Annotated in this window: 16 protein-coding genes and 1 pseudogene; 3 read left to right on the top strand and 14 right to left on the bottom strand. The window is 48.0% G+C overall.

What is annotated here, in order from left to right:
• On the bottom strand, nt 1–730 hold a 730-nt coding region (locus M3P05_RS09420; protein WP_249699308.1), incomplete at its 3' end, for a hypothetical protein.
• Nucleotides 731–970: 240 nt separating this feature from the next.
• Between M3P05_RS09420 and M3P05_RS09415 the strand changes: the two genes are divergently transcribed.
• The gene (locus M3P05_RS09415; RefSeq protein ID WP_249699307.1) at nt 971–1,156 is read left to right on the top strand and encodes a hypothetical protein; all 186 of its coding nucleotides are present in this window, start codon (nt 971–973) and stop codon (nt 1,154–1,156) included.
• A 47-nt stretch (nt 1,157–1,203) separates the two neighbouring features.
• On the opposite strand, the gene M3P05_RS09410 is transcribed toward M3P05_RS09415, so the two are convergent.
• The 12 genes and pseudogenes from M3P05_RS09410 to M3P05_RS09355 all read right to left on the bottom strand — a co-directional run bounded on the left by M3P05_RS09410 (nt 1,204) and on the right by M3P05_RS09355 (nt 16,710).
• Complete coding sequence (locus M3P05_RS09410) at nt 1,204–2,439, bottom strand: SGNH/GDSL hydrolase family protein (protein ID WP_249699305.1); 1,236 nt, start codon at nt 2,437–2,439, stop codon at nt 1,204–1,206.
• Between the two features lie 115 nt (nt 2,440–2,554).
• Nucleotides 2,555–2,745, bottom strand: a pseudogene (locus M3P05_RS09405) (IS1595-like element ISEnu2 family transposase); the annotation flags it as partial.
• 196 nt (nt 2,746–2,941) lie between these two features.
• Nucleotides 2,942–3,955 carry a hypothetical protein gene (locus M3P05_RS09400; RefSeq protein ID WP_249699304.1) on the bottom strand — a complete coding sequence of 338 codons (1,014 nt, stop codon included), beginning with the start codon at nt 3,953–3,955 and terminating at the stop codon, nt 2,942–2,944.
• 173 nt (nt 3,956–4,128) lie between these two features.
• On the bottom strand, nt 4,129–5,565 hold the full coding sequence (locus tag M3P05_RS09395; protein WP_249699303.1) for an RING finger protein: 1,437 nt from the start codon (nt 5,563–5,565) through the stop codon (nt 4,129–4,131).
• 269 nt (nt 5,566–5,834) lie between these two features.
• On the bottom strand, nt 5,835–6,023 hold the full coding sequence (locus M3P05_RS09390) for a hypothetical protein (protein ID WP_249699301.1): 189 nt from the start codon (nt 6,021–6,023) through the stop codon (nt 5,835–5,837).
• A 125-nt stretch (nt 6,024–6,148) separates the two neighbouring features.
• The gene (locus M3P05_RS09385) at nt 6,149–6,724 is read right to left on the bottom strand and encodes an electron transport complex protein RnfA (RefSeq protein ID WP_249699300.1); all 576 of its coding nucleotides are present in this window, start codon (nt 6,722–6,724) and stop codon (nt 6,149–6,151) included.
• The gene (gene rsxE, locus M3P05_RS09380) at nt 6,724–7,380 is read right to left on the bottom strand and encodes an electron transport complex subunit RsxE (RefSeq protein ID WP_249699299.1); all 657 of its coding nucleotides are present in this window, start codon (nt 7,378–7,380) and stop codon (nt 6,724–6,726) included. Before rsxE ends, M3P05_RS09385 begins: the two co-directional genes overlap by 1 nt.
• Nucleotides 7,377–8,096 carry an FMN-binding protein gene (locus M3P05_RS09375; RefSeq protein ID WP_249699298.1) on the bottom strand — a complete coding sequence of 240 codons (720 nt, stop codon included), beginning with the start codon at nt 8,094–8,096 and terminating at the stop codon, nt 7,377–7,379. The genes rsxE and M3P05_RS09375 overlap by 4 nt, the downstream gene beginning before the upstream one ends.
• Before the next feature lie 4 nt (nt 8,097–8,100).
• On the bottom strand, nt 8,101–9,162 hold the full coding sequence (locus M3P05_RS09370; RefSeq protein ID WP_249699297.1) for an RnfABCDGE type electron transport complex subunit D: 1,062 nt from the start codon (nt 9,160–9,162) through the stop codon (nt 8,101–8,103).
• 54 nt (nt 9,163–9,216) lie between these two features.
• Nucleotides 9,217–10,596 (bottom strand): electron transport complex subunit RsxC, encoded by a 1,380-nt coding sequence (rsxC, locus tag M3P05_RS09365; RefSeq protein WP_249699296.1) that lies wholly within the window; start codon nt 10,594–10,596, stop codon nt 9,217–9,219.
• A gap of 207 nt (nt 10,597–10,803) precedes the next feature.
• Nucleotides 10,804–15,723 (bottom strand): 2-oxoacid:acceptor oxidoreductase family protein, encoded by a 4,920-nt coding sequence (locus tag M3P05_RS09360; RefSeq protein ID WP_249699295.1) that lies wholly within the window; start codon nt 15,721–15,723, stop codon nt 10,804–10,806.
• 123 nt (nt 15,724–15,846) lie between these two features.
• On the bottom strand, nt 15,847–16,710 hold the full coding sequence (locus M3P05_RS09355) for a (Fe-S)-binding protein (protein ID WP_249699294.1): 864 nt from the start codon (nt 16,708–16,710) through the stop codon (nt 15,847–15,849).
• 656 nt (nt 16,711–17,366) lie between these two features.
• Between M3P05_RS09355 and M3P05_RS09350 the strand changes: the two genes are divergently transcribed.
• Nucleotides 17,367–19,181 carry a hypothetical protein gene (locus tag M3P05_RS09350; protein ID WP_249699293.1) on the top strand — a complete coding sequence of 605 codons (1,815 nt, stop codon included), beginning with the start codon at nt 17,367–17,369 and terminating at the stop codon, nt 19,179–19,181.
• A gap of 297 nt (nt 19,182–19,478) precedes the next feature.
• The gene (locus tag M3P05_RS09345) at nt 19,479–22,040 is read left to right on the top strand and encodes a hypothetical protein (RefSeq protein ID WP_249699291.1); all 2,562 of its coding nucleotides are present in this window, start codon (nt 19,479–19,481) and stop codon (nt 22,038–22,040) included.
• A 71-nt stretch (nt 22,041–22,111) separates the two neighbouring features.
• Here M3P05_RS09345 and flhA read toward each other — a convergent pair whose 3' ends face one another.
• Nucleotides 22,112–24,235 (bottom strand): flagellar biosynthesis protein FlhA, encoded by a 2,124-nt coding sequence (gene flhA / locus M3P05_RS09340; protein ID WP_283777743.1) that lies wholly within the window; start codon nt 24,233–24,235, stop codon nt 22,112–22,114.
• Between the last annotated feature and the right edge of the window lie 10 nt (nt 24,236–24,245).

The following is a 24,245-nucleotide window of genomic DNA, read 5'->3' as shown; positions in this document are numbered from 1 at the left end:
GATATTTTTTAAATAGCCCCATTTTTGGAAATTTATAACTACCAGAGTCTTTGATTCTTTGTTGTACTATCGTCGGCAAATTTTCCATAAATTTACCGGCAAGAATGCTTTTATAAATACCATCTCCAATCGCTCGACAGCTTTCGTCCGATAACCTGCCCTGCCTGGCTTCCCCGTCAGAGTCGATAATCTCGACAGTCGGACGTCGTTTTTTACATATTTCTGTAACCAGACTAACATCCCGGACATGCTTCTTGGGTAGTTTTTTTCTACTCCCATCAAAGAGTTCCGTCATTACAGGAAAGTTTTCACATTCTGTCTGGTGTTTTATAAATCCATCAAACGGATAACTGCCCTCACAGTAAACACACATTTCCATAGGGACCTTACACTCAGGTTCGTGCTTCTCAATCTCTTCAATATTGCCTGCAAGCCCACAGATTCTACAACTGTACTTCTCACAATCTGGAAAATGCGCTTCCAATAATGCCTTGCCCATTATTTCATCACACCCGGCGGGGCAGCTGTACTCGATGTTATTGAATAATTCTTCCTGTTCTTTATTGATTTTACCGTCACCATCCTGTTTATCAGGTGAACGACAATTTGGACATACCTTGTTATTCTCCGGCAGATTTTTGTGGCATTCTCGGCAAAGTATGTGTCGATCACTTGAACTACAGTATAAAACCCGGATCAGCGGGTAAATATTGACAAACAGGACATTCATGGATTTTCGACTTCGGGATTGTAGTAAGAACATCATATTCTTTTTTATTCCCCTTTCTTGTCAGCTCTATCAGAACACTATGGTAATTGCCTTCAAATCTTTTCAAATGCGAACGGTAAAAATTTATTGCCATATTACTTGATACTTTTGGATTCATAACGCCCCTCTAACATGCTGGTTATATCAAAACTTTGCCAGCAATTATCAAATCACTGATTAAAATAACTATCAGTAATCAAGGTGTCAGATTTTCTAACTAACGAGATAAGAAAGAGAGCTTCACCAGCACAAAGGGAGAAACTGGATCATGGTTTGTGCGCAGGTCAGGAAAGTTCTGGCTTTATGAAGATAAGCCTGGATATGAGTCAGCTACTACGACAACCCACCAGCTCCATGACCATGGCGCTGATGGCAGCCTTCAAATAGACAATATTGCCAAAGGTGTTGTTGATATACGAAGCAGGTCAGCCTTTTCAGGAACTGCAACGGTACCCCTCTCTTCGCATAATTTCACAGGCCTTGGTGGCAATCAGCTTATGCGCCGCAGTTGTCGGGTGAACGCTGTCAAAGAACATGTACTCATCCGGGTTTTGACAGACTTCACCAGTGGTCACAACAGCTGTTTCTCTTGGCAGCACGATTTCATGAACATTGTTGGGAACCGGGTCTTCCAACCCTGGAGCAGGAATTGTGCTGCAGGGTCTGTCGGTGACCGATAACCCATACAAATGGTGATTGGAAAGAATATCACTGAAAATTTCCTTGGTATCAACCAGAGCGATTGTTACTCCTCCCTCACTATAATCTATCTGCAGCAGTTCCCACTCTTCTTCCAGCAGTCGGTTATGTTCCTGAACCAGTCTTGATATTTCCTCAGTCTGAGGTTTAAAAGCATCACGATAGTATCTTGGTGTTTTTGACAAATCCGGCATACTGGCCCAAGCAATATGCTTGGCACCATTTTCAATCGCAGTCTCAATAATGACTTTTTGAGCTTCAATAACTCTTTCAGGAGCCTGAAAACGATTTAAATAATCATTACCTCCAAAAAATACGACCACAAGATCGTTCTCAGAAAATTTCTCGTGCCTATACAGATAGGCTTTAACCAGCAACTCAAGACAGGGAGGAATCAAACTACCATTCACCATGTTTTTAACCACAGTCTTGATATCCCCGGTCAAATCCTGAATGCCCATGGCTTTGTCCCCCAGGCACAAAGACCAGCCCCCGGCATGGGATTCATTCCGGTAAACAGTTTTATCACTTGTTGAAAGACCGATCATTCCGGCAAAGTACTCGGGCCAGGTAGGCCCATTGCTCCAACGCCCCTGGTAATAGTGGTCCCTAGGAGCAATCGGGATAGCTCCCGACTTTTCAGTCACTGCTATCAGGGCTTTTAAAGCTCGTATCTCATGCTTGGGACAGTTAATTGAAGTGTTCTCGCAGAACCAATTGTAATTTGTAATTCGCTCTGCAAGCCAGCCCCGCATCCAGGGCTGCATATGCTTAATTCCCGACTCACCGGTCAAGCCATTCAGTGTTTTTAGCAGGAACCAGGTGGAATTGTTTCCGCCATCGTCGGAAAGACTATCGCCGAATACAACCAGCCGTTTTATTTCCTGATCCGCAGAGGCACCAACTATAGAAATAATGAATAGCCATATGGTTAAAACGGTTAGTTGAATGAGGCGAAATAATTGTTTCATATCGATGAACGATTCGGTTTTATAATAATTATCTTTTAGATTATATATGTTTTTATACCTTTCACATTAACACTGCAAGCCATTATCATTTCTTGCCAAACAGTATCTATGATCGCTATGTTCCCATCAACGGTTGATAGCCCCAATGACTTGCTATTTTTCGCACAGGCGTTCCAGTGTAAGTTCTTTATCGGCACTCAGTTCCCGGCGCCAGCCCAGGTAATGTGGTAAGTATTTTGTCGCAACGCCATGAAAAACACCTGCTATCCAACCCTTCAAAGTACTGTGATAGGCGTTAACATGCTGTCAGTGCTAACTCCAGTTAGACATGTCTCGTTTTTAACAGTTTGAGATATCCGGTGTTTAACAATAGCCACAGTCTTGCGGATTCTTCTGCATACGCTGGTCACCAACCCTGCTTTTTACTGGATTGAATGGCGTTAAGAGCCAGCGGGTCTCACGTCAGGCGGTGCCTGTTTGTTACTTTGGAAAATCTTGTAATCTAATTCCTTACTACCCAATAGTAACCTTGACCATCAGAACTCTTCCCTCCGCCTTTTTCTTCTGTTTTCACGAATTGGTCAGACGCTGACAGCAAGATCCCCAGGCAAACACTCAATTTTTCTTTCTTATAGCATGAGTATTTTGTTAGCAAGTAATCTCTGATTTGTTTGCTTGTTGCTTTTTTTTCCGCGTGATCATTGATCGCATCAATGACGACTGGAAGAATAATTTGTTTTCTATATAATCCAGCTTCTTTAAGATCTTCGGTCTCAGGTTCTGGCTCCTGTGCCCCTGCAGTGTGTCTCAATGTCCAGTAGCGCCCTTGACCAGCAGCCTCCTTCCCTCCACGCTGATTTGTTTTGATGAATTTTTGGTTCGATGATAGTGTGCTTCTAATTACATCAAAATTTAACTCTTTATCCTCATACGGATATGTACTCGTGAGGTATTGATAAATTTGTTTGACGGTTGCTTTATTCTCAGAAAAACTCTGTATCGCCTGAGTGATTACAGAAGCATACCGACCGCTTTTTATTGCTGGCTCCTGAGAAACTGTCTGATCGCTTCTAAATAAATGCGCGGCTGAGTATGAAGTTGACTGAGGGTAAAATGAATGCGCGGCTGGGTATGGAGTCGGCTGAGGGTAAAATGAATGCGCGGCTGGGTATGGAGTCGGCTGAGGGTAAAATGAATGCGCGGCTGGGTATGGAGTCGGCTGAGGGTAAAATGAACCAAAGTCCAGAGGAGGCGCACAAGTTGTTCTCCACCGACCTGGCTGGATTGCCTCCTCATATGACGGAAGGGGAAAACCGTGCGGTGGTATCGAATGTTGCAGTGGCACAAACGGTTGTTGTACCAGCCCAACCTCACGACCAGCCCAAGAGGCAACCCCACTCACTGTTGCTGTTGCTGTTGCTGTTGCTGTTGCAGCAGGTACCATTCCACCAGAAGTTATGGCAGGTATAGCAGGTAACGTTCCTGGTGTGGTTCGATCCGTACTGCTTGTATTCATTTTTTCAGTTTCCAATGTAAATAAATATTAACTATGACTTGACCAAGTTGTAATTTACTCAGGTTTTGTCTGCTTTATTGTCAGAGTTGTTTGTTATTATGACAATAGACTGGTTAATTAAGAAGAATGGAGACACAATACACTTATCGAAAATGGTGGTCGGCGCAGTGATTCTACAAAGAAAGAATTTGTTTAATAGTCACATCGTTTCTACCTGACGGTTTGAAACACTTTTCAGCATCACCACTGTCAAGTTTCAATGGCAACCACTTCACATCTGCATCTGCTTTAATCATTCTAAGTCCAAATTCCTCTCTATGGCTATCATATTGCTCCCACTCCCACAAACTAAATTTCACAAATTGAATATAAGAATAATCACCTGCGTCAAACATTACACTAAGATTTAATTTTGCCAGCGCTACATGGTCATTAATTTCCGAACAAACCTTTCTTTCAAAACCAACAAACAGTTCTTTACTGTCGCGATCTGGGCCGGTTCCTGTATCGAAGCCGAGATAGACCATGAGTTCTTTTAAATAATATGGCCGAGGATCATCTTCTTTTGTGTTAGAAACTAATACTCTTACAGGCATACAACCTATAAAAGCCGCTCGATCACTTTCCCTATAGTTATTTGTAATTCCTAATCTCGATATAGTAACTCTATCTACGCTATTATTTTTTAAAGTCCAATCTTCATTGAAAATCTGTCCAAATATCCCCATTTTTTCATATTTATAACTACCAGAGCCTTTCCTGTCCTCACTGCCTATTTTTTCTTGTTGTGCTGTCGGCAGAACAATTTCCGTAGATTTACGGGCATGGAAGCTAAGTAGGATACCATTTCTAATCGCCTGACAGCTTTCGTCCGATAGCCTACAACTCGTGGTTTTCCCATCACCATCGACAACCCTGACAATCGGGCTCTTCGCTCCACATATTTCTGTAACAATACTAACATCACGAGCTTGCTTTCTGGGTAGTGTTATTGTTGTCCCATCAAAGAGCTTGGTTGTTAAAGGAAACTTTTCACATTCTGACTGGTGTTTTATAAATCCATCAAACGGATAACTGCCCTCACAGTAAACACACATTTCCATAGGGATCTTACACTCAGGTTCGTGCTTCTCTATCTCTTCAATATTGCCTGTAAGCCCACAGATTATACAGCTGAACTTCTCACAATCTGGAAAATGCGCTTCCAATAATGCCTTGCCCATTGTTTCATTACACCCGGCGGGGCAGCTGTACTCGATGTTATTGAATAATTCTTCCTGTTCTTTATTGATTTTACCGTCACCATCCTGCTTATCAGGTGAACGACAATTTGGACATACCTTGTTATCCTCCGGCAGCTTTTTGTGGCATTCTCGGCAAAGTATGTGTCGATCACTTGAACTACAGTATAAAACCGGATCAACGGGTAAATATTGACAAACAGTACATTCATTGATTTTCGACTTCGGGATTGTAGTAAGAACATCATATTCTTTTTTATTCCCCTTTCTTGTCAGCTCTATCAGAACACTATGGTAATTGCCTTCAAAACTTTTCAAATGCGAACGGTAAAGACTTATTGCCACATTATTTGATATTTTTGGATTCATAACGCCCCTCTAACATGCTGGTTATATCAAAACTTTGCCAGCAATTATCAAATCACTGATTAAAATAACTATCAGTAATCAAGGTGTCAGATTTTCTAACTAACGAGATAAGAAAAGAGCTTCACCAGCACAAAGGGAGAAACTGGATCATGGTTTGTGCGCAGGTCAGGAAAGCTCTGGCTTTATGAAGATAAGCCAGGGTATGAGTAAGTTTTAATCGCCAGGATTGATGAATAATTCAAATAGTTTTCTAAAGCGCGGAGAAGCTATCAGGCATGCCGGGTGACACAATACTGTTTTGATTCGCAACACTTGCACATACTGTTGCCTCCATCATCACGGAACGGGCCGCATTGGGGGTTTTTGTTGGCAAAACTGCGATACAAGTGCTGGACGGTAATCCAACCGGCCGAAGCCATAAAGATCACACCAACAGCAATAAGATATTTTTCAATCATCAGCTTTTATCTGCACAGCTCTTAACTACGTCGCTCTTAACAGAGTATTGTGTTGACACATTTTCCACCACCCAAGAGGGCAGAACGGTGATGGAAAATGTGTCGATACTTGTCAACCTTACAAGTTACGCCAGACCAGCGAAGCCCATAAAGGCCAGAGACAGAACACCACCAATCATCAGGGTCATTGCAGCGCCCTGAGCGATATCGGGAGTTTTGGCCAGTTCCAGCTTCTCGCGGATACCTGCCATCAGCAGCAGTGCCAGGGTAAAGCCGGCACCGGCACCCAGAGCGAATACCAGGCTCTGAATGAAATCGTACTCACGGGAGGTCTGGAACAGGGTCAGACCCAGAATCGCACAGTTCGTGGTGATCAGCGGCAGGAAGATACCCAGAGCCTGGAACAGGGCCGGGCTGAACTTCTTAACCACCATTTCTACCAGCTGTACAGAAGATGCAATAACCGCGATGTAACAGATCAGGCGCAGGAACTCGATACCGAGGTCGCTGAGGATCAGGTTAATCGCATAGGCAGCTGCGGAGCTCACCACCATTACGAAGGTGGTGGCCATGCCCATGTTCAGGGACGTATCAACCTTGTTGGATACACCCAGAAACGGACAGATACCGAGGAACATCGCCAGTACAAAGTTACTGACGACAGCTGCATTCATAAAAATGCTAAACAGACTGTCTTCCATCAGGCTTGCCCTCCAGCTACAGCACCATCGAGTTGAGCCTGCTCTTTACGCTTTTTGTTCCACGCAAAGATAATCAGCCAGCAACCCAGAACGAAGAATCCACCTGGGGGCAGAACCATAACAACCCATGGTTCAAAGCCGACAGGCATAATGCCTACACCGAACAGAGCACCAGCTCCCAGAATCTCACGTACAGCACCCATACTCAGCAGCGCAATCGTGAAACCAATACCGGAACCAAAGCTGTTCACGATAGTAGCACCCAGTTTCTGACGGGAAGCGTAAGACTCGGCACGGCCCAGAATGACACAGTTCGCCACGATCAACTGGATAAAGGCACCCAGTGCGTTGTACAGATCGAGGCTGATAGCCTGGATCAGATAGTCAACGATGGTTACGAAGGTCGCGATGATGACGATGTAAGCAACAATCCGCACCTGCTTCGGAATAAAATTCCGGAAGATGGAGATCAGGGCGCTGGACATCACCAGTACGAAGGTGGTCGCCAGGCCCATACTGATTGCATTAATCGCGGAGTTGGTTACCGCCAGTGCCGGGCACATACCCAACAGCATGACGAATACCGGGTTTTCTTCCCAAAGACCTCTCAGGAAGGTATCCGCAGTCACCTGCTCATATTGATTGGGCATGCTCATTTGGCGCCCTCCGCTTTGATCCCTTGTTCTCTAATAAGAGGAAGTTGCTTGACGATCACAGGCAACAGCTGCTGGGCACTGCTGTTAATAGCATTACCAACGGCGGTTGAAGTGATGGTTGCACCACTGATTGCGTCAATTTCCCAGGGGTGCTGCTTGGACTTGTTAGGTACAGTCTTGATGGCGTTAGCCAGTGCAGTACCAGCGTCGTTCAGCTTGGCAACCAGATTGTCAAAGTTGGCCAGGAACTTCTGGTCGGTTACAACCTTGTCACCCAGACCCGGAGTTTCGGTCATGGTCAGGATCTGATACTTGATCACAGCTTCCTTTGCAGGGCTGTAGCCAAACATCACGTAAACCGGACCAGCGTAACCAGTAGCAACACCAGGAATCGCCATACCAATCAGGGAACCGGCATTATCGTAACCGGCGTAAACCAGAGTACCGGTCGCGCCTTCAGGTGCAACAGCCAGCTTGTCACCTTCAAGGATGAAGGTCTTACTGATGCTTGCACCAGGTACCACGTTGAATACCGCAGCTTCGGTGGCAGCTTTTTTGTTGGCAGCGATGTAGGGGTTAGCCCACTGCACAATCAATACCACGAACAGACCGGACAGCATGGCAATCACAGCCAGGGTACGGAACATGGCAAAACTGGGTGGTGCAGGAACGACTACTTCGTCCTCAACATTCACGGCAGGAATCGTTTCACTCATTCTCTTACTCCTTCACCGGCTTGCGAGCAGCGCGCTTTTGTGAACCAAAAACGGTCGGCTGGGTGAAGCTGTCGATCAGAGGCGCACAGGCGTTACCAATCAGAACCGCATACATCGCACCTTCAGGCAGAGAGCCGAACAGACGGATGATGACGGTCAGGGCGCCGATCATCAGGCCATAGATCCAGATACCTTTCTCAGTCAGCGGCGTGCCAACCATATCGGTTGCCATGAACACTGCAGCCAGCATCAGACCACCGGAGAACAGCATGAACACTGGAGAAGGATAAACAGATGCATCCATCAGCCAGAAAGGCAGACTGGTCAGGGCAGTACCCAGCATAACGGCCGCTGGAATCTTCCAGCCCATCACGCCTTTCCATACCAGCCATGCGCCGCACAGCAGGATCAGCAGGGCAGCAGTTTCACCGCTGGAACCCGAGATGGTGCCAAACATCAGATCAGAAACGCTGGCGAAGTCGCCACCACCACCGATCGCTTTCAGAGGGGTTGCACCACTCCAGCCGTCGATCTGGGCATTGATCCAGCTTGAACTATCAGCAGGCGTCATAAATGGCGCTGCCAGGGTAGATGGAATAAAGGAGCTGAAGCGCTCAGGCAGGAAGCCGGGAGTCCAGGTAGTAATGGAAACCGGGAACGCAGCCTGTGCAAAAGCACGACCAACCAGAGCCGGATTGAATGGGTTCTGACCCAGACCACCGAACAGCACCTTGCCCAGGGCAATCGCTACGAAGCCAGACAGAGCAGCCATCCATAGCGCGAAGCCAGGTGGCAGAGTCAGGCCCAGCAGCAGACCGGTAATCACTACACTCTTTTCACGAGACCAAAAGCCCTTGCGGGAGTCGGCAGGCTTGCCAGCCAGACGGTTGAACAGGGCTTCAGTACCAACACAGGACAGCGTTGTCGTCAGCAGCAGCGCGAAAGCACTCAGACCAAACAGGTAGATTGACCAGAGGCTTACTGGCAGCAGTGCGATTGTCACACTGTCCATAATCTGCCGGACCGTCAGCGTCTTTTTCAGATGCGGAGAGGTCCGGATTTTCATAGACACTCTTTTTTGAAAATCGGGATGTCCAGACATTATTCAGTAATCCTGCCGTTAGTCCTTGTTCCGCTGCATGTGGCCGCCTTTGGCGACACGAATCAGCTGAGTCAGAGGGATGTTGGATGGGCAGACGTTCGCGCAGCAACCGCACTCGAAGCAGTCCCACAAGTTGAACCTGGATGCCATCTCTTCATAACGATCGTTCTGTGACAGACGACCCAGCATGCTTGGGTTCAGGAACATTGGGCAGGCTTCCACGCAGGCGCGGCAGTTGATGCAAGGCATCTCTTCCTGCTCTTCCGGAGAAGGCAGCTCTTCCTGTCCGAATACCAGAACACCGGTAATACCCTTGGTGCAGGCGATGTCAGTTGTCGCAACAGCGGCACCCATCATCGGACCACCCAGAATTACCATGCCAGGGTCCTCAATCGCACCCGCATGCTTCAGCAGGTAAGGCAGTGGAGTACCCACAGGTACCAGGTAGTTACCAGGATTGGAAACACCGGGACCACTCACAGTCACAATACGCTCAACCAGACCACGACCTTCGGGTACCAGTTCACCGATCTGGGCGAGGGTACCCACGTTGAACACAGCACAGCCGATGTCAGCAGGAATGCCACCGGATGGAACTTCCAGATCCAGCAGGCTCTTGATCAGCATTTTTTCTGCGCCCTGCGGATAGCAGGTCGCAACGGCTTCACAGGTAATATCACTGTTGTCGCCAGACGCTGTGGCAATCGCCTCGCGAATACGATGGACAGCGTCCATCTTGTTGTCTTCCACACCGATAATGGCCTTGGTGGCGCCGCTGGTCTGCATAACCAGACGGATACCCTTGATCATGTTCTCGGCGTACTCGAGCATGATCCTGTGGTCGCAGGTAAGGAAGGGTTCACACTCACAGCCGTTACCAATGAGTGTGGTAATGTTCTTGCCCTTGGGGGCTTTCATTTTCACGTGGGTCGGGAAGGCGGCGCCGCCCAGACCTACGACACCAGCATTCTGTACGGCTTGTACCAGCTCGTCGTCAGACATCGCATCGGTATCAACAGTTTTGCTATACAGGATTTCCTGGGTAGAAGACGGCCATGTGCGAATAATAATCGCAGGGCCTTTCTTGCCATCCGGCATTGGGACCAGTCTGTCGACAGCAACAACAGTACCGGTAACAGGCGCGTGCAGCGGCGCAGATACAAAACCGCCAGCTTCAGCGATAGGCTCGCCACGTACCACGTCCTGACCTTTAACCACGATGGGCTTGGCAGGCGCGCCACGATGCTGAGACAGAGGCAACACCATTTCCTTGTAGAAAGGAATGCGGCGAATAGCCTTGTGCTCAGTTAGCTCTTTGTGTTCCTCCGGATGAATACCGTGACGGAAGCGGCCTTTGCCTCCGAACATCTGGAGAAAACCTTTCTGAGATTTCTTCATAAGGACAATCCTGAAGTTACCAACAAAATGAATTGCCTTCTGACGGCAACTCCAATGCAAGAGGTGCCGGTGGCGGGGTTTATGTTTTCAAAGGCCATGGATGGCCTGATAGCGCCCCGGAGCAAGGACAGCTCCGAGGCGCGGATAAACATAAACCTCGTTACCGGCACTGACTCCGAAAAAGCAGAGTCAGCACCTCAAGCGAGATTACTGGAACTTCTCAGCACGCTTGATCAGCTTCTCAACATCCTTTTCGCCCATATCCATAGGCGCTCCGGGATGCAGACAGCCAGCTGGGCACTTCTCAGCCGCCTTCACGATATCCTTGAAAGGACCGCCCTGGGCATTGGCTACAAAAGCAGTACCGTCGTCAGCTTTGCCGAAGATGCTGGAGTTGATATTGATGCAGTCGTCACATGCGGTGCACTCACCAGTCTCGATCCATACTGCGTCACCGGAAGGTGCAGCAGCTGCAGCGGGAGCGTCTGCGGCAACAGGAATCATGCTGGAAGCGCTGGCTACTGCAGAAACGTTGCCACCGGCCAGTTGCTGGATAGCGGACGTCGCAGCACCGGCGAACTCAGCGCGGGCCTTGTCTTCAGCTTCCTTGATGGCGTTCTTAACGTCCTGACCAGTGATGCTGCGCAGCTGGTTCCAGAAGTGAACACGCTCTTCACAGGAATCAACCATTGGCTGTGCAACCAGTACACGTACCAGGTGGTTGTTCTTGTCGGTACCCATAACGTATGGGAACAGGCCATCACGATCTTCTACAGACAGTTCCAGGAACTCGTGCAGAGGAATCATGTCGTCATTCCAAGCTTCTACAGGCACTTTCTTGAAGTGCTTGCTGAAGCGGGCTTCGGTCATGGCGAAGTCAGCAAAGGTCAGAGGCAGAACCATCTTCTGCTCAGCACCCTGCTCATCAACGTAGCGGATGGTTTGTTCCAGCCACTTCTTGTCCAGACCGGCGTTACCTTCCAGGCTGGAGCAATCGATGATGCTGTCACCGTGTTCAGGGTTGTAGCTGAACAGTGGGTAAGCACGGGAATCAACAGCAACCTTGGCCTGAGTCTTGGCTACGTCATCAGCCACACCGTGTTCTGCAGGACATACACAGTAGATGTTGAACAGCGCAGGACGACGCGCGTTCAGACCATCGATGAAGCCTTCCAGCAGGTGAGTGGTGTGAGAGATAGAGCTCTGCAGGATGTAAGAGGTGCGGTGAGCCAGACCGATGAGGCTGATCTCTTTACGCTTCTCTTCAATCTTACCTGGCTTCGCCTTGCCGTAAGGAGCCATGTCGGCAACCTGACCAACGAAGGAGGAAGTACAGGCCTGACCACCAGTGTTGGAGTAAACCTGGGTATCCAGAACCATAACCTTCAGTGGGTGACCGGAGGCCAGCAGACGAGACATGTTCTGGAAGCCGATGTCGTACATCGCACCGTCACCACCGATCGCCACGATTGGAGGACACAGGTGGAATTCTTCATCGGAGAAATCTCTCCAGTTGAAGTGAGTCATGAATTCGTCGTGCTTGGCGAAGTCATAACCTTCTTTCAGTTCGATCTCAGCCTGACGCAGCAGCTTGAAGCCGTCTGCCATCTTGCACATGTGACCTTCGAAGATACCCATTGCCAGAGATGGGCTGTCCTGGAACAGGTGGTTGGCCCATGGGAACGGATATGGGTTGTATGGGTAGGTAGCACCCCATACAGAAGTACAACCAGTTGCGTTGGTAGCACCCATGAACGCACGACCAGTGCCGTGGTTACCATCGGTGTACAACCACTTGAGGTGCTTCAGTTTTTCCATCAGCTGGGTAACCCAGCGCAGCCACTTGGCATCAATAACCTTGTCGGAGCTCTGACCCATGCTTTCGGTCAGACCGGACAGAGTCAGGTCGTGGCCCTTGTGCTCTTCGATAGCCTTGGCAACAGCGGAGGTATCGGAGAAGTCAACGTCACCGGCCAGCTTCATGCGAACATGAGTTTCCAGCTGGGCAACCAGTTGGTCGATCTGAGCCAGGTGCTTCTTGACGCGAGGCTGCATCAGGGAGCTAACAGTACTGGTGAACAGGTGGATAACAGTCTTTTCTGCACAGCCCAGGCACGCACCGTCACCGGATACAGTCGCCATGTAGCTGTCTTTGTTCATCAGCATGGTTTCCAGCGCACCGATCTTCTCGTCGAGATCGTCGATACGGTTGAACTGGGCACCAGTGGTTGGCAGGTCGTTCCAGAATTCCCAGTTCTTGCGAATACGTGCAACGTCTTCTTCAGTCTGAGGTTCTGCAACCAGGGCACCTTCGCTACATACGCGAACACACTCCATGCAACCCTTACAGGTCATTGGGTTCAGAGTGATGGAGAACAGACCGCCGGAGCCCTTCTGCTTCTTCTCCATGTTGGTGTAGTAAGGCTTGGTGATAGCGAAGCCGAAGTCACCAACGATATCCAGGAACTGGGCGAATTCTTTCTCCAGACCGGACTTCTTCTTCTCGTCAGATTCGTCAGCCAGACGTTCCAGTACAGCCTGATCGATCAGACGGGTAACGTTGGCTGCTTCACCTTGCTGGTCAACCAGGGCGCGAACACGCTTCTCGAGGGCGCGGGTTTCACGACGCAGGTACAGGGTAGGCATACCCTTGGTTTCGATGCGATCAACAGCTGTCTTGAAGACTTCTTCCAGCGTGTTGGCCAGACCAGGCAGTGCGCTGTCAGGACATACGGTGTAGCAGTCGCCACAAGCAGTACACTTCTCAGGAATGTACTTTGGATACTCGAAGCGGATCTGAGTCATGTCACGGTACATACCGGTGCCGGCAGGCATCAGGGACATGGACATGTTTGGATCGGCTGGGTTGTCGTTACCCTGACCCTTCACGTAGAAGGAACCAACCTTATCCCAGAAGTCGTGCAGAGAGCTCTGTGGGTTGCTGGACTCAGGGGAGCGGCTCAGCATAACTGGCAGCTTCTCTTCCTTACGTACAGCTTCTTCGTATACGCCAACAACCTTTTCGGTGATTTCGACGACTTCGTCGAAGCCACGACGTACAACACGGATGTTGTCGGTTACGATGCGCTCGCCTTTATGACCGAACTTGGCGCGCAGCTGACCTTCGATAGCTTTGAAAAGGCCTTCTTCATCCAGACCGGCTTTTTCCATCAGAGGGGAAGCAGCGAAGAAGGAGCCCTGGAATACGTTACCCTGCATACGGAACTGCAGTTCAACGTTGGACGCTTCTTCACGGGCAATCTTGAAGCCGTCGATGAAGAATACGCGGATGCCGCGATCAACGATCTCCTGCTGGAACTTGCGAGGAATCTTGGCCCAAACTTTGTTTGGATCAGTTTCTTCACTCTGGATGATGAAAGTACCGCCTTCCTTCAGACCCATCAGCGGGTTGGAGTGGCTGAATACTTTCGCATCTGGAGACATTACCACGTCAACGTAGGTGTGCTCACAGTTGATGCGGATAGGTTCTGGAGCTGCAGACAGGTAGTAAGTTGTCGGCATACCCTTCTTTTCAGAACCGTACTTAGGATTCGCACGGATGTCATAACCCAGCAGATCGTACAGGGTCATGGACAGGTTCTTACCTGTGGTGATCATACCCCAGCCGCCGATGGAGTGCATGCGTACGGTGATAGCACCTTCAGGCAGCAGGTTAGGGTTCTCAGAACCCTTCAGGGACAGTTCCTTAACGTGTGGGTACGCGTCCAGGATTTCCTGACGACGAATTTCGTCTTTAGGGTTGGCAGCTTGTTCGCGAACGAAGTCGATACCCAGGTAGAAGAATGGCTTCTGCGCGCCATCGTCCAGCATGTTTTCGATAGCCGCGATTACGCCTTCAGGCTGGAAGTCACGGGAACCCAGGCCGTAGCAGCCAGAATACATGCGAGGAGCATCGGTAGCAGCGAAGCTGTCGTACAGTGGGTAAGGTTTCTTACCTTCTGGAGCCATGCCATTTTCCAGACACTTGGTCAGAACTGCACGCATTTCACGGATGATTGGCAGATCTTCTGCCAGAGGCTGGTCAGTACGCTCCAGTACACAAACGCCCTTACGGCCTTTCAGTGCAGCGCCCAGCAGATCACCTGGGAACGGACGGAACATAGTCAGGTTAACAACACCCATCTTGATTCCACGCTTCTCGCGCATGTAATCAGCAACGGCGTTGGCCTGCAGAGGCATGGAACCCTGACCTACGATAACGTACTCAGCGTCTTCCATCTTATAGAAAGCAGCACGCTGGTAATGACGACCAGTCAGCTCACCGTATTCCTTCATGCAGCGATCAGTGATTTCACGGATGTGCTCGAAGAAGTAAGGACGCTGGGCAGCAACAGACTGCATGTATGCATCCTGGTTCTGTACAGGACCAGCTACGATGGGGTTATCAACGTCCCACAGCTCAGGTACACGACGGCGCTTAGGACCGTAGATCATCTTCTGGGCAGGAGTTGGGCAGTCGATGATGTCGTCTGGACGACCACAGAATTCTTCAACCAGCTCACGTTCAGGAACCATAACAGGCTCGATCAGGTGAGTCGTCAAGAAGCCGTCCTGGGCAACGATGGCAGGAGTCAGGGACTCTTCTGCAATTTTACGACCGATCAGGTTAAGGTCAGCCGCTTCCTGTGCAGTGGCACCGAACAGCTGGAAGAAACCAGTGTCGTCCACACAGTGGTAGTCATCGTGGGAGCAGTGTACGTTCAGAGTGGACTTGGTCATCGCACGTGCGCCAACGTTCAGAACGTAAGGCAGACGCTTACCAACCGCTGCGTACAGGGATTCGTGCATATACGCGATACCCTGGGCGGAGGAGAAGTTGGTGGCACGCAGACCGGACATGGCCATACCGGCTGTAACAGCGGCAGCAGCATGCTCAGACTCAGGCTCAACGAAGATCAGCGGCTTGCCGCCAACGTTTACGTGACCCTTGGCGGATTCGATTGCCCAGTATTCACCCATCTGAGTGGATGGCGTGATTGGATAGGCACCAGCAGCGTCGGAAGCTTCCCGCTCACACATGATAACGGCAGTGTTGCCGTCCATCGCCATGCGTTTGCCGGGGTACTTCACATTATTAGCGACTTGATGGTCAGGTTCTTTTTTCACGGTCATTACCTGAGTTAACTGAGCTGCAGACTTTGCAGCTAATTGAAGGTTCTCTGCCAGCCCCCGGGTGACCGATTCACCGGACGGGTTCCCGGCAGAAAGCCGAAAAAAATACCAGCAACCCTATCTGGCTACTGGCAGTGCATCCTTACGAAGTACCTTACGGGCAGCTTCGCCTTTATGGACCTTGCCTTTATCCAGCCAGACAATCGCGCCGGTTGGGCAACGATCGGTTACCTGACGGGTCAGCTTGTCATTCTTGCTGTAATCAATAGTGGCGAGGTTATTGGTCATCGCGATGACGCCGGCAGGCGCATCAGCAGCACAACGGGTGCAGGCGTTACAGGCCACATCACAATCCGCTTCAGCCGCTTCACCATGCTCCAGGTTTTTACAGGCAACCCAGAGTTTGTGGTTCTCGGGATGAATGGAGAACAAACCACGGGGACAGGCTGTCACACAGTCACCACAGCCAGTGCACTTTTCTTCATCAACAACAGGAAGACCGTTGTCGTCCATAGAGATGGCATCGAAAGTACAAGCGTGGGAACAGTCCGCCATACCCAGGCAACCCCAGCTGCAACCTTTACCGCCACCGGCTACAATATCGGCGGCCCGGCAGCCATCCAGACCTTTATAGCGGGCACGCTGCCAGGCAACGTGGTTACCGCCGGCACAGGCCAGACGTGCGAGTTTCTTTTCCTGGGCACCCAAACCGACACCAAGAGTGGAGGCGATCAGGCCGTTCATATCTGCGCTGTTGGCAGTGCACTGAGAAGGAGAGAATTTACCTTCCACCAGACCTTCTGCAAATGCTTTACAGCCGGGCTGGCCGCAGGCACCACAGTTGGCACTTGGCAACAAGTTTTCTACTTCTTCTATACGGGGGTCTTCATATACATAAAGACGTTTATTTGCCAGTACCAACAAAACAGCAAGCAAACCACCAAGGGCTGCCATAAATACTGTGGCACTGGTTATAGTCAAGCTGGCATCCAAGGTAAGCTCTCCTTCCAGAGGCCATCCGTTAATTGCGGGAAATACAATTTCAAATTAACAGACACGCACCTGAATTAAGCGCACTTAACAAAAGTAAGAACTGGTACTGACTGATACAACTTGAGATTGTTCAAAGATTATTGATTATTTTCTTTTCTGTTGAATTGATATAAGTCACGAACAGAGTTTGAAATAAAAAAATACGCGACCGAATACTATTATTTTTATTAGTTATGGATTATCAAACGTACAAAATAGGCACTTTTCTATCGTTTGGCTCTGTAAGGCATGGCTATCTGCAGACTCAAAAAAAATTGCGCACTAAACTTTTGTTGTAACAGATTCTTAACAAAACTCGAGAACGATTCGCTAATTAAGAATCATTTTCATCTAAGCAACTCATAATCAAGAACCTCGTTAAATTAGTTTTATTACCAAAGTAATTTAATAAGTTTTAATTATCGTATTAACTACATAGCTCCACGTATTTGACACGTACCAATAACCACCTATCAAATAGGTATTAATTCACCCTTCTTTTATTACCAATGAATAAACAATCAAACTCGCACACTATTTCCAGTTACAGAGACTACAAATATAACCAATAGCGTCTACCTTTGAGGTCTGTCGATTTCTGTCAGTTGGCTTTTGCTATGCTCAAATCCAAACACCTCAGGTTCTTGTTCTTGTCGGCGTCTATTCTCTATGCTTTTCACAACCCCAGCGCTTACTCTCTTACTCCTCCTGCATCGCCATCCAAAAAGCCGCCAGCATCCCCAACTGCACCGCCAGCACTCAAAAAAGCCAAAACTGATAATACAGATTCATCAGATGAGGATAATATTTCCGCATCCCCCCCCCTGCAGCCCAAGAACCCTAAGACCCCGCCATCACTGATCTCAGATACATCAGCCCAAGACAGAGATTCTCCTCTGTATTGTAATGAAGATGCAAATTTATTCCCTCCCTCCCCAGGAAATGATTCACTTCAGAATCTCCTAGAATATGCTCACAAAAGCCCACCAAAAACCCCCTCCGATGGTGGTGGCGCTAACGATGATAGTGATGGTGTCAGCGGCTATGACCAGGAAGAAACTGCAACACCGCGCATGAAAGATGAAACAAGCGATTATCAAAGCAATGAGGAGACCGCCGATACTTTGTGGAGCCTGATGGAAAACCAGGATCACATACAAAGGTTTATGGTTCGCCTGTTTATACCAGACGTCGTTACCAATATGGGTAAGCCCAGGAAAACTCGGGGCAGCAAAAAAGCTACTGATTCCACTGAACTTAGCGTCAGTAAGGCAGCGGCTCTTATAAGGCTGGCAAATACCTTTCATGAGGATGAGGATGAGCATACCAAGCCAGATTTCATCTCTCTTCTTTTGGCCATCAACTCAATACTGACCAGCAAAGAATCAGGACAGCTTCTGGAACTGAGCAAGTCTAAAAAGTCATTCCAGGAGCTGGCCCTATCGCTCTTTACCGTTGACCCGAATAACCCTCAAGAAGGCGGTTTTGAAAACGCTAAGGCAAATGCTGAAGCTCGCCTGTTACGCATTAAAGGTGATCGGTTATCAGTTACAAAGGATAATAGCGATAGCACCCGCCAAAATTTCCTAAAACGTTCTATACACAAAGAGAGGTTGATAGATAGCCTTAAAGCTGAATCATCCCAAAACCAAGAATTAACGAAAACCCTCGAGACAGCCAGGGACGAGAATATAGTAGAAGTGACCTACCCCCAAAGCCCTGCTGGGTCGAGCGGGGATGCATCGCCATCAACAGAGCCGCTAACCCTGCGATGTGCACCAAAAGAAATATTTCAAATTTCGCCAACTGACTTCAATATGGGCGAACTTGAGGGTGAGGAACTGCAGGCTTTCCGTGATAAGTTGCAGCTAACCGTATACCCACTACCAGCATCACTTGCCATACCATCTATGGAGTTTATCTTAGAAAAGGTAGCCGCTAAATTACTCGACACAGAAAAAAGCAGCACAGAAAAAAGTGAATCTTTAACTCAACTTCTGCTGGAACCTGTTCTGACCATTGTCCCGTTCGCTGATAAAAACAGGGAAACCATGTTAGTCATGTCTCAGATTCTTTCCTTGCTATTTAATCTGCCTCCGCCAATGCTTTGGGATGAGAATAACCTGATAAGCTTTGAAGACGATAACAAACACATAAAGGAAGATTTAACCAAAGGTATAAAAGCAGGAAGCGTCCTGGCCGTTTCACTTCTGTCACAGGAATCGCTACCCGACGATATCCATAACGACTCAGGTGACTCCATTAGATTAACACCCGAGAATAATAGTCATCAAAAGGAATTGCGTGACCTTGAACAACGGATCATCCTGCCAGATCTGGATGAGGATATTACGGCCCTGTTAATAGGGGCATCAGATGAATGGAAACAGCGCCTGCATGGGGTAACTCCAGAAAGGTAAGGAGGCCTACCTCCATCGAAAAACCATTTAGAGCATTTCTTCCGCTCAGTGCCTGGCCATGTTACTTGGCGGAAGAACTTTTTTTTCAAAAACGGCTCTGAAGATGCTAGAAAAGGCTCTACGGTCACCCTGAAGCACACTATTCTTTTATCAAAGTCAAATAATATTAACAGCAGCAGCCTGGAACTCGTGCCTCATGGGATAAAACTTTTCATTTAGCAATACCTGTCTACTTTTTCACACTGCCAGCTCATAGATGAATTGATGAACTAAAGCAACAGAAGGAGTAAGACGCTGATGCGCAAATCAAGCAGGCCATGCTGTTTCAGTCTCATAACATTATTTATTGTTATTCTATCTCTGACCACTAACGCGTTTGCACATGGAAAAAAAGACTCCTCAAGTGATGTGCGCTCATCTTCAGCACCACCTCCTATTACTGATAAAAAGCCCGCCCCCCAAACTCGAAAGTTTTCATTAGATGAGGAGGAACTATTACAATCACTCCCCGAAGCCAGATCATCCCTGCAAACCATTCTAGCCAGTCTGGCGAGCGTAAAGATCAAAAGGTCAGCATTTTCCTCTGGAAAAACAAGCCCAAAACTATTAGCCAGTACATCTCAAACGAGTTATGCGGTGAATGTTGTCAAAAGAGCGCCACAACTTGTCCTTAACAATGAGGATATACGCAGGCTGACGCTCACTGCTATTTTTCCCGGAATCATCAGTGACATTGATAAAGCATCCCGTACAGAAAGTGGCAAACAGGTGGTTCAAAATATAGCTTTATTACCAGTTCACCAAACTGCAACCATCTTAAAGCTGCTGGAAAGCTTTCATAATCAACACCCCCTCAGAAGCTCCACTTTTGATCCAGCCTATCTCACTTCAAGAGCATTAAGTCTTCTCATTAACATAGTATTGGTCGCTGAGAATCTTGCTGAATTGGTTGGCTTCGCCAATAGTCATCTTTCTTTTGACGAGATGGTTATATCACAGGCAAAGAAAGCCTCACCAATCACCATTGATTCCTCGGATCAATCATCGCTATTAAGTTCTGTTTATACTCTGGAAGCAACCCTGCTAGAAAAACTGGGACACGAAGTCCCACATGAAACGAGATATCAATACGGGTATGATTTCATAAATAAAAATGAAGAAACACAAATAGTAACAGCGCAGATGATATCACTTCTCGACACCTATCATGGATCTGTGCATTCCTCGTATAACAGCCCCAAAATCAAATACAGCCATGATGTACTCAAAGGGAACTACGTAATCTTTTCAAGTAAATCAACAACAAGAAGCCTATTACAACTAGAAAGATTTGAGGCATTACAGCAAGTGCTAGCTTATGATTATCAACTGGAACTCCCACTTAGACCATGTGATTTACACAATGATAAGATTCTGATAGAACTTGAAACAAAAGAACTATCAAGATTTGATGACGTAATGATAGAGCTGTTAAATCCATTGTTCAAGCTCACCTCAGAGAAGCACACCACATCAATGCCCCAAGCTTCCGCTTCCCTATATGACGATAATAACGAAAGAGAGAATGAGCCTGCCGAAAAACCGAAAACTCTTGCTCTACTAGCACATGAAAGGCGTAGACTTATGTTTCAGTTATTTTTCCCGGAGGATCTTCAGCACCTTGAGTATTCATACAAAGAAAGCGGTGATTCAGAAACTATGAAAGCCAACATGCAGCTCATCTTTGAACATGTTGAACTGCCACTCCACAAGACTTCTGCAATTATCAGTTTGCTTGAGATCTACCGTAAGCAGCAACCTTCTTTTGACCTTGACTACCTTCACAGTGATATATCAAGACTGCACATAACAGCATTATCTCATATTATTAATATAATTTTATGCGCGAAAGAAACTTCCGAAATTTCCACAACTGCCAAAATTATCGAAGAAGAACATTACACCTTTGACCAAGTTGTAATATTATTATCACGCCTTCCGCTTAAATCCATACATAATCCTACCAACGAATATGAATTGAATAATGCTTTAACTCGTTTAGCAAAGAAGACTGGTCATCAAAATGAATACATGATCCATTACTTTGATTTTAATGAAGAAAAATTCAAACAATTAAGCAAGCACACAAAAAAGGCCTCTGATTTACTAAGGGATATTAGTGATGACAAACACTCTTACCCCCCCAGTCTTCTCAGCAGCAAACTTTTCCTCAATAACGAAGGAAAGACGCTCATACCACTACCTGAGCATATTGACGATTTCCAACAAGCAAAAGCTCTCAAAGGCATTAATAAAGAAACCAAACTAGCGTCAACACCCTCATTAGACCGAAAAGACTCGGTAGTTCTGGAAACACTCCTCCACAGGGCTGCAATACAACTTGTAGAATATGGTGACACGAACTTTGGCAGCATCATCGCAGAACTACTACGTAGCACAATACTGTACGCGGCTCCCTTTGCCGATAGAAATGATGAGACCATGCATGTGATGACAAAGGTACTTCCACTTCTTGCACGCATAGCACCATCCCTGGATGCCGGGTGGAATTTAGAAATCGTGAATAAAATCCCGCTCATCTGCGAGGATGGTACCGACCCATTACCCACTATTATTCACGCTCACCAGCAGGGTATGTTAAAACTTTTAGGGCAAGAAGAGCTTGACAGTGATCGATTGAAAAAAACACGCGAGCCGAATTATTTAGAACATGCAAGCCCTGCTAAATTTTATCCAGCATCCCACGAAGCACATCAAAGTATATCAATCCAGGAAAGAAGAACGATAAAAAAGCATGATGAAATCATTGAACAATTACTCGAGGGGTTAATTCCCGAGGAGCTTGTTGAGCCATTTTAAAAAATGGCTCATATAATCTAATGTAAATCATTTTCAGCCTTGGCAAGCCATTATTGCCGAGGCTGCTTCTATTAACCAAGATTCAGTGCTACATCAACCTGTCGATTATCAGGAATCTCGCTGTAAGACAGCACTTTCATTTCAGGTGCGCACAGGCGGGCGAAACGAGCCATCAATGGTCTCAGCTGTGGCGCAACCAGCAGTATCGGTGCCTTGCCGCTTTCCAGCATCTGACGGGTTACATCCGGCATAAACTGTTGCAGCTGCTGAGTAATATTGGGTTCCAGTGGAATAGCATCCGGCGCAAAGTTGGTACCAGCACCTGCCTGCTGGGTTTTCTGATAAGCCTGAAGCAACAACTGTTCCAGACCCTGGGCAATGGTAATCACCGGAATCATTGGCTCCATACCAACAATACTGTCGATAATGGTACGACGAAGAGCAACCCGAACTTCACCCGCCAGCTGAACAGGATGTGTGTATCTGTTGGTTGCATCTAAGAGCGCGCCACCAATGGTGCGAATATCAGACAGTGGTACTTCATCGAGCAGAAGCTGCTGGAGAACCGCACGAAGAGTAGTCACTGTCATTTTGCCCGGTATCAGCTCTTCGGCCATCTTTGGTGCCAGGGCTGTGAGTTTTTCCACCAGCTTCTGAGTCTCTTCAAAACCAAGTAGCTCATGGGAGTGATCTTCCATCACCTTGCTAACATGAGTTGCGACAACCGTAGCCGTATCAACAACCGTCCAGCCAAGGGCAACGGCTTCATCACGCTCATCCTTTTCAATCCAGACAGCCGGTAGACCATAAGCGGGATCAATTGCGCTGATACCTTTAGGGTCACCGAATACCTGCCCTGGGTTCAAGGCCATCAACTTTTCAGGGTAAACGACACCTTCACTAACACCTACCCCCATTAGGGTTATGCGATAGGCTGTTGGTTGAAGCTTGAGGTTGTCCCGAATATGAACAGTCGGAACGAGAAAGCCCAGCCGGGTGGAAAGGCTCTTTCGAATGCCCTTGATTCGATCCAGAAGCTCGCCACCACGCTTGCGATCAACCTGACCTATCAGGCGGTAACCCAGCTCCAGACCCAGCATATCCACAACCGGTACATCATCCCATGACAGTTCACGGTTCTCTGCCATATCGGATGACGATGATACAGAGCTGGTCATACTCTTGGCTTCGTCCTGCTCACCTTTTGTAGCGGCCCTCTGGCTCATCCAGTAAGCTGCACCAGCAGAAATACTGCCCAGGCCAAGAAAAGCCAGATGAGGCATACCAGGAACAAGCCCCATCACGATCAACAAACCGGCAGACACGGTCAGCGCCCGTGGGGAACCAAACATCTGTCTGGTCACCTGCGAACCCATGTCCTCAGCATCGGAAACCCGGGTTACCATAATGGCGGCGGTTGTTGAGAGAAGCAGTGACGGAATCTGGGCAACCAGACCATCACCAATGGTCAGAAGTGCATATGTCTCAAAAGCCTGACCAAAAGAAAGATCATGTTGCATGGTGCCAATCAGGACACCACCAATAATGTTGATAGCCAGAATCAGCAAACCAGCAACGGCATCACCACGCACAAACTTGGAAGAACCATCCATTGCACCATAAAAGTCGGCCTCCTGGCGTACTTCTTCCCGCCGTGTTCGGGCAGTGTCCTGATCGATCAATCCGGCATTCAGATCGGCATCAATTGCCATCTGCTTACCAGGCATCGCATCCAGGGTAAAACGGGCCGTCACTTCCGAGATACGGCCACCACCTTTGGTAACCACCACAAAGTTGATGATTACCAGGATGGCAAAGACCACCATACCAACAACATAGTTGCCGCCGATCACCACATTCCCGAAAGCTTCAATCACCTTACCAGCGGCTTCCCCTCCGTTATGTCCATACAAAAGGACGACACGTGTCGAAGCTACGTTCAAAGCCAGACGCATTAATGTTGCTATCAGCAGAATGGTTGGAAATACCCTGAACTCCAGAGGTCGCAGGGTATAAACAGCCACAAGCAGCACAATAAGCGACAGTGCAATATTAAAGGTGAACAGCATATCCAGCAGGAATGGTGGAAGCTGCAAGGTCACCATACCCAGCATTGCCATCAGCAATACAGGTGTACCAGCATAGCGCTTGGCTAATGGCAGCCAGTCTCGGGAGGCTGTTGTTGTACTACTCATGGTTCATTCA

Source organism: Parendozoicomonas callyspongiae, from assembly GCF_023502345.1.
Taxonomy (GTDB): domain Bacteria; phylum Pseudomonadota; class Gammaproteobacteria; order Pseudomonadales; family Endozoicomonadaceae; genus Sansalvadorimonas; species Sansalvadorimonas callyspongiae.
The sequence above is the reverse complement of the archived record's forward strand: the minus strand, read 5'-3'. Positions and strand labels throughout refer to the sequence as shown.

Bases quoted from the DNA above. Each gene is read 5' to 3' on its own strand.
- M3P05_RS09345 (WP_249699291.1), top strand. From the start codon at position 19,479: ATGCGCAAATCAAGCAGGCCATGCTGTTTCAGTCTCATAACATTATTT.
- rsxC (WP_249699296.1), bottom strand. From the start codon at position 10,596: ATGAAGAAATCTCAGAAAGGTTTTCTCCAGATGTTCGGAGGCAAAGGC.
- flhA (WP_283777743.1), bottom strand. From the start codon at position 24,235: ATGAGTAGTACAACAACAGCCTCCCGAGACTGGCTGCCATTAGCCAAG.
- M3P05_RS09410 (WP_249699305.1), bottom strand. From the start codon at position 2,439: ATGAAACAATTATTTCGCCTCATTCAACTAACCGTTTTAACCATATGG.
- M3P05_RS09395 (WP_249699303.1), bottom strand. From the start codon at position 5,565: ATGAATCCAAAAATATCAAATAATGTGGCAATAAGTCTTTACCGTTCG.
- rsxE (WP_249699299.1), bottom strand. From the start codon at position 7,380: ATGAGCATGCCCAATCAATATGAGCAGGTGACTGCGGATACCTTCCTG.
- M3P05_RS09390 (WP_249699301.1), bottom strand. From the start codon at position 6,023: ATGATTGAAAAATATCTTATTGCTGTTGGTGTGATCTTTATGGCTTCG.
- M3P05_RS09385 (WP_249699300.1), bottom strand. From the start codon at position 6,724: ATGGAAGACAGTCTGTTTAGCATTTTTATGAATGCAGCTGTCGTCAGT.
- M3P05_RS09375 (WP_249699298.1), bottom strand. From the start codon at position 8,096: ATGAGTGAAACGATTCCTGCCGTGAATGTTGAGGACGAAGTAGTCGTT.
- M3P05_RS09400 (WP_249699304.1), bottom strand. From the start codon at position 3,955: ATGAATACAAGCAGTACGGATCGAACCACACCAGGAACGTTACCTGCT.
- M3P05_RS09370 (WP_249699297.1), bottom strand. From the start codon at position 9,162: ATGAAAATCCGGACCTCTCCGCATCTGAAAAAGACGCTGACGGTCCGG.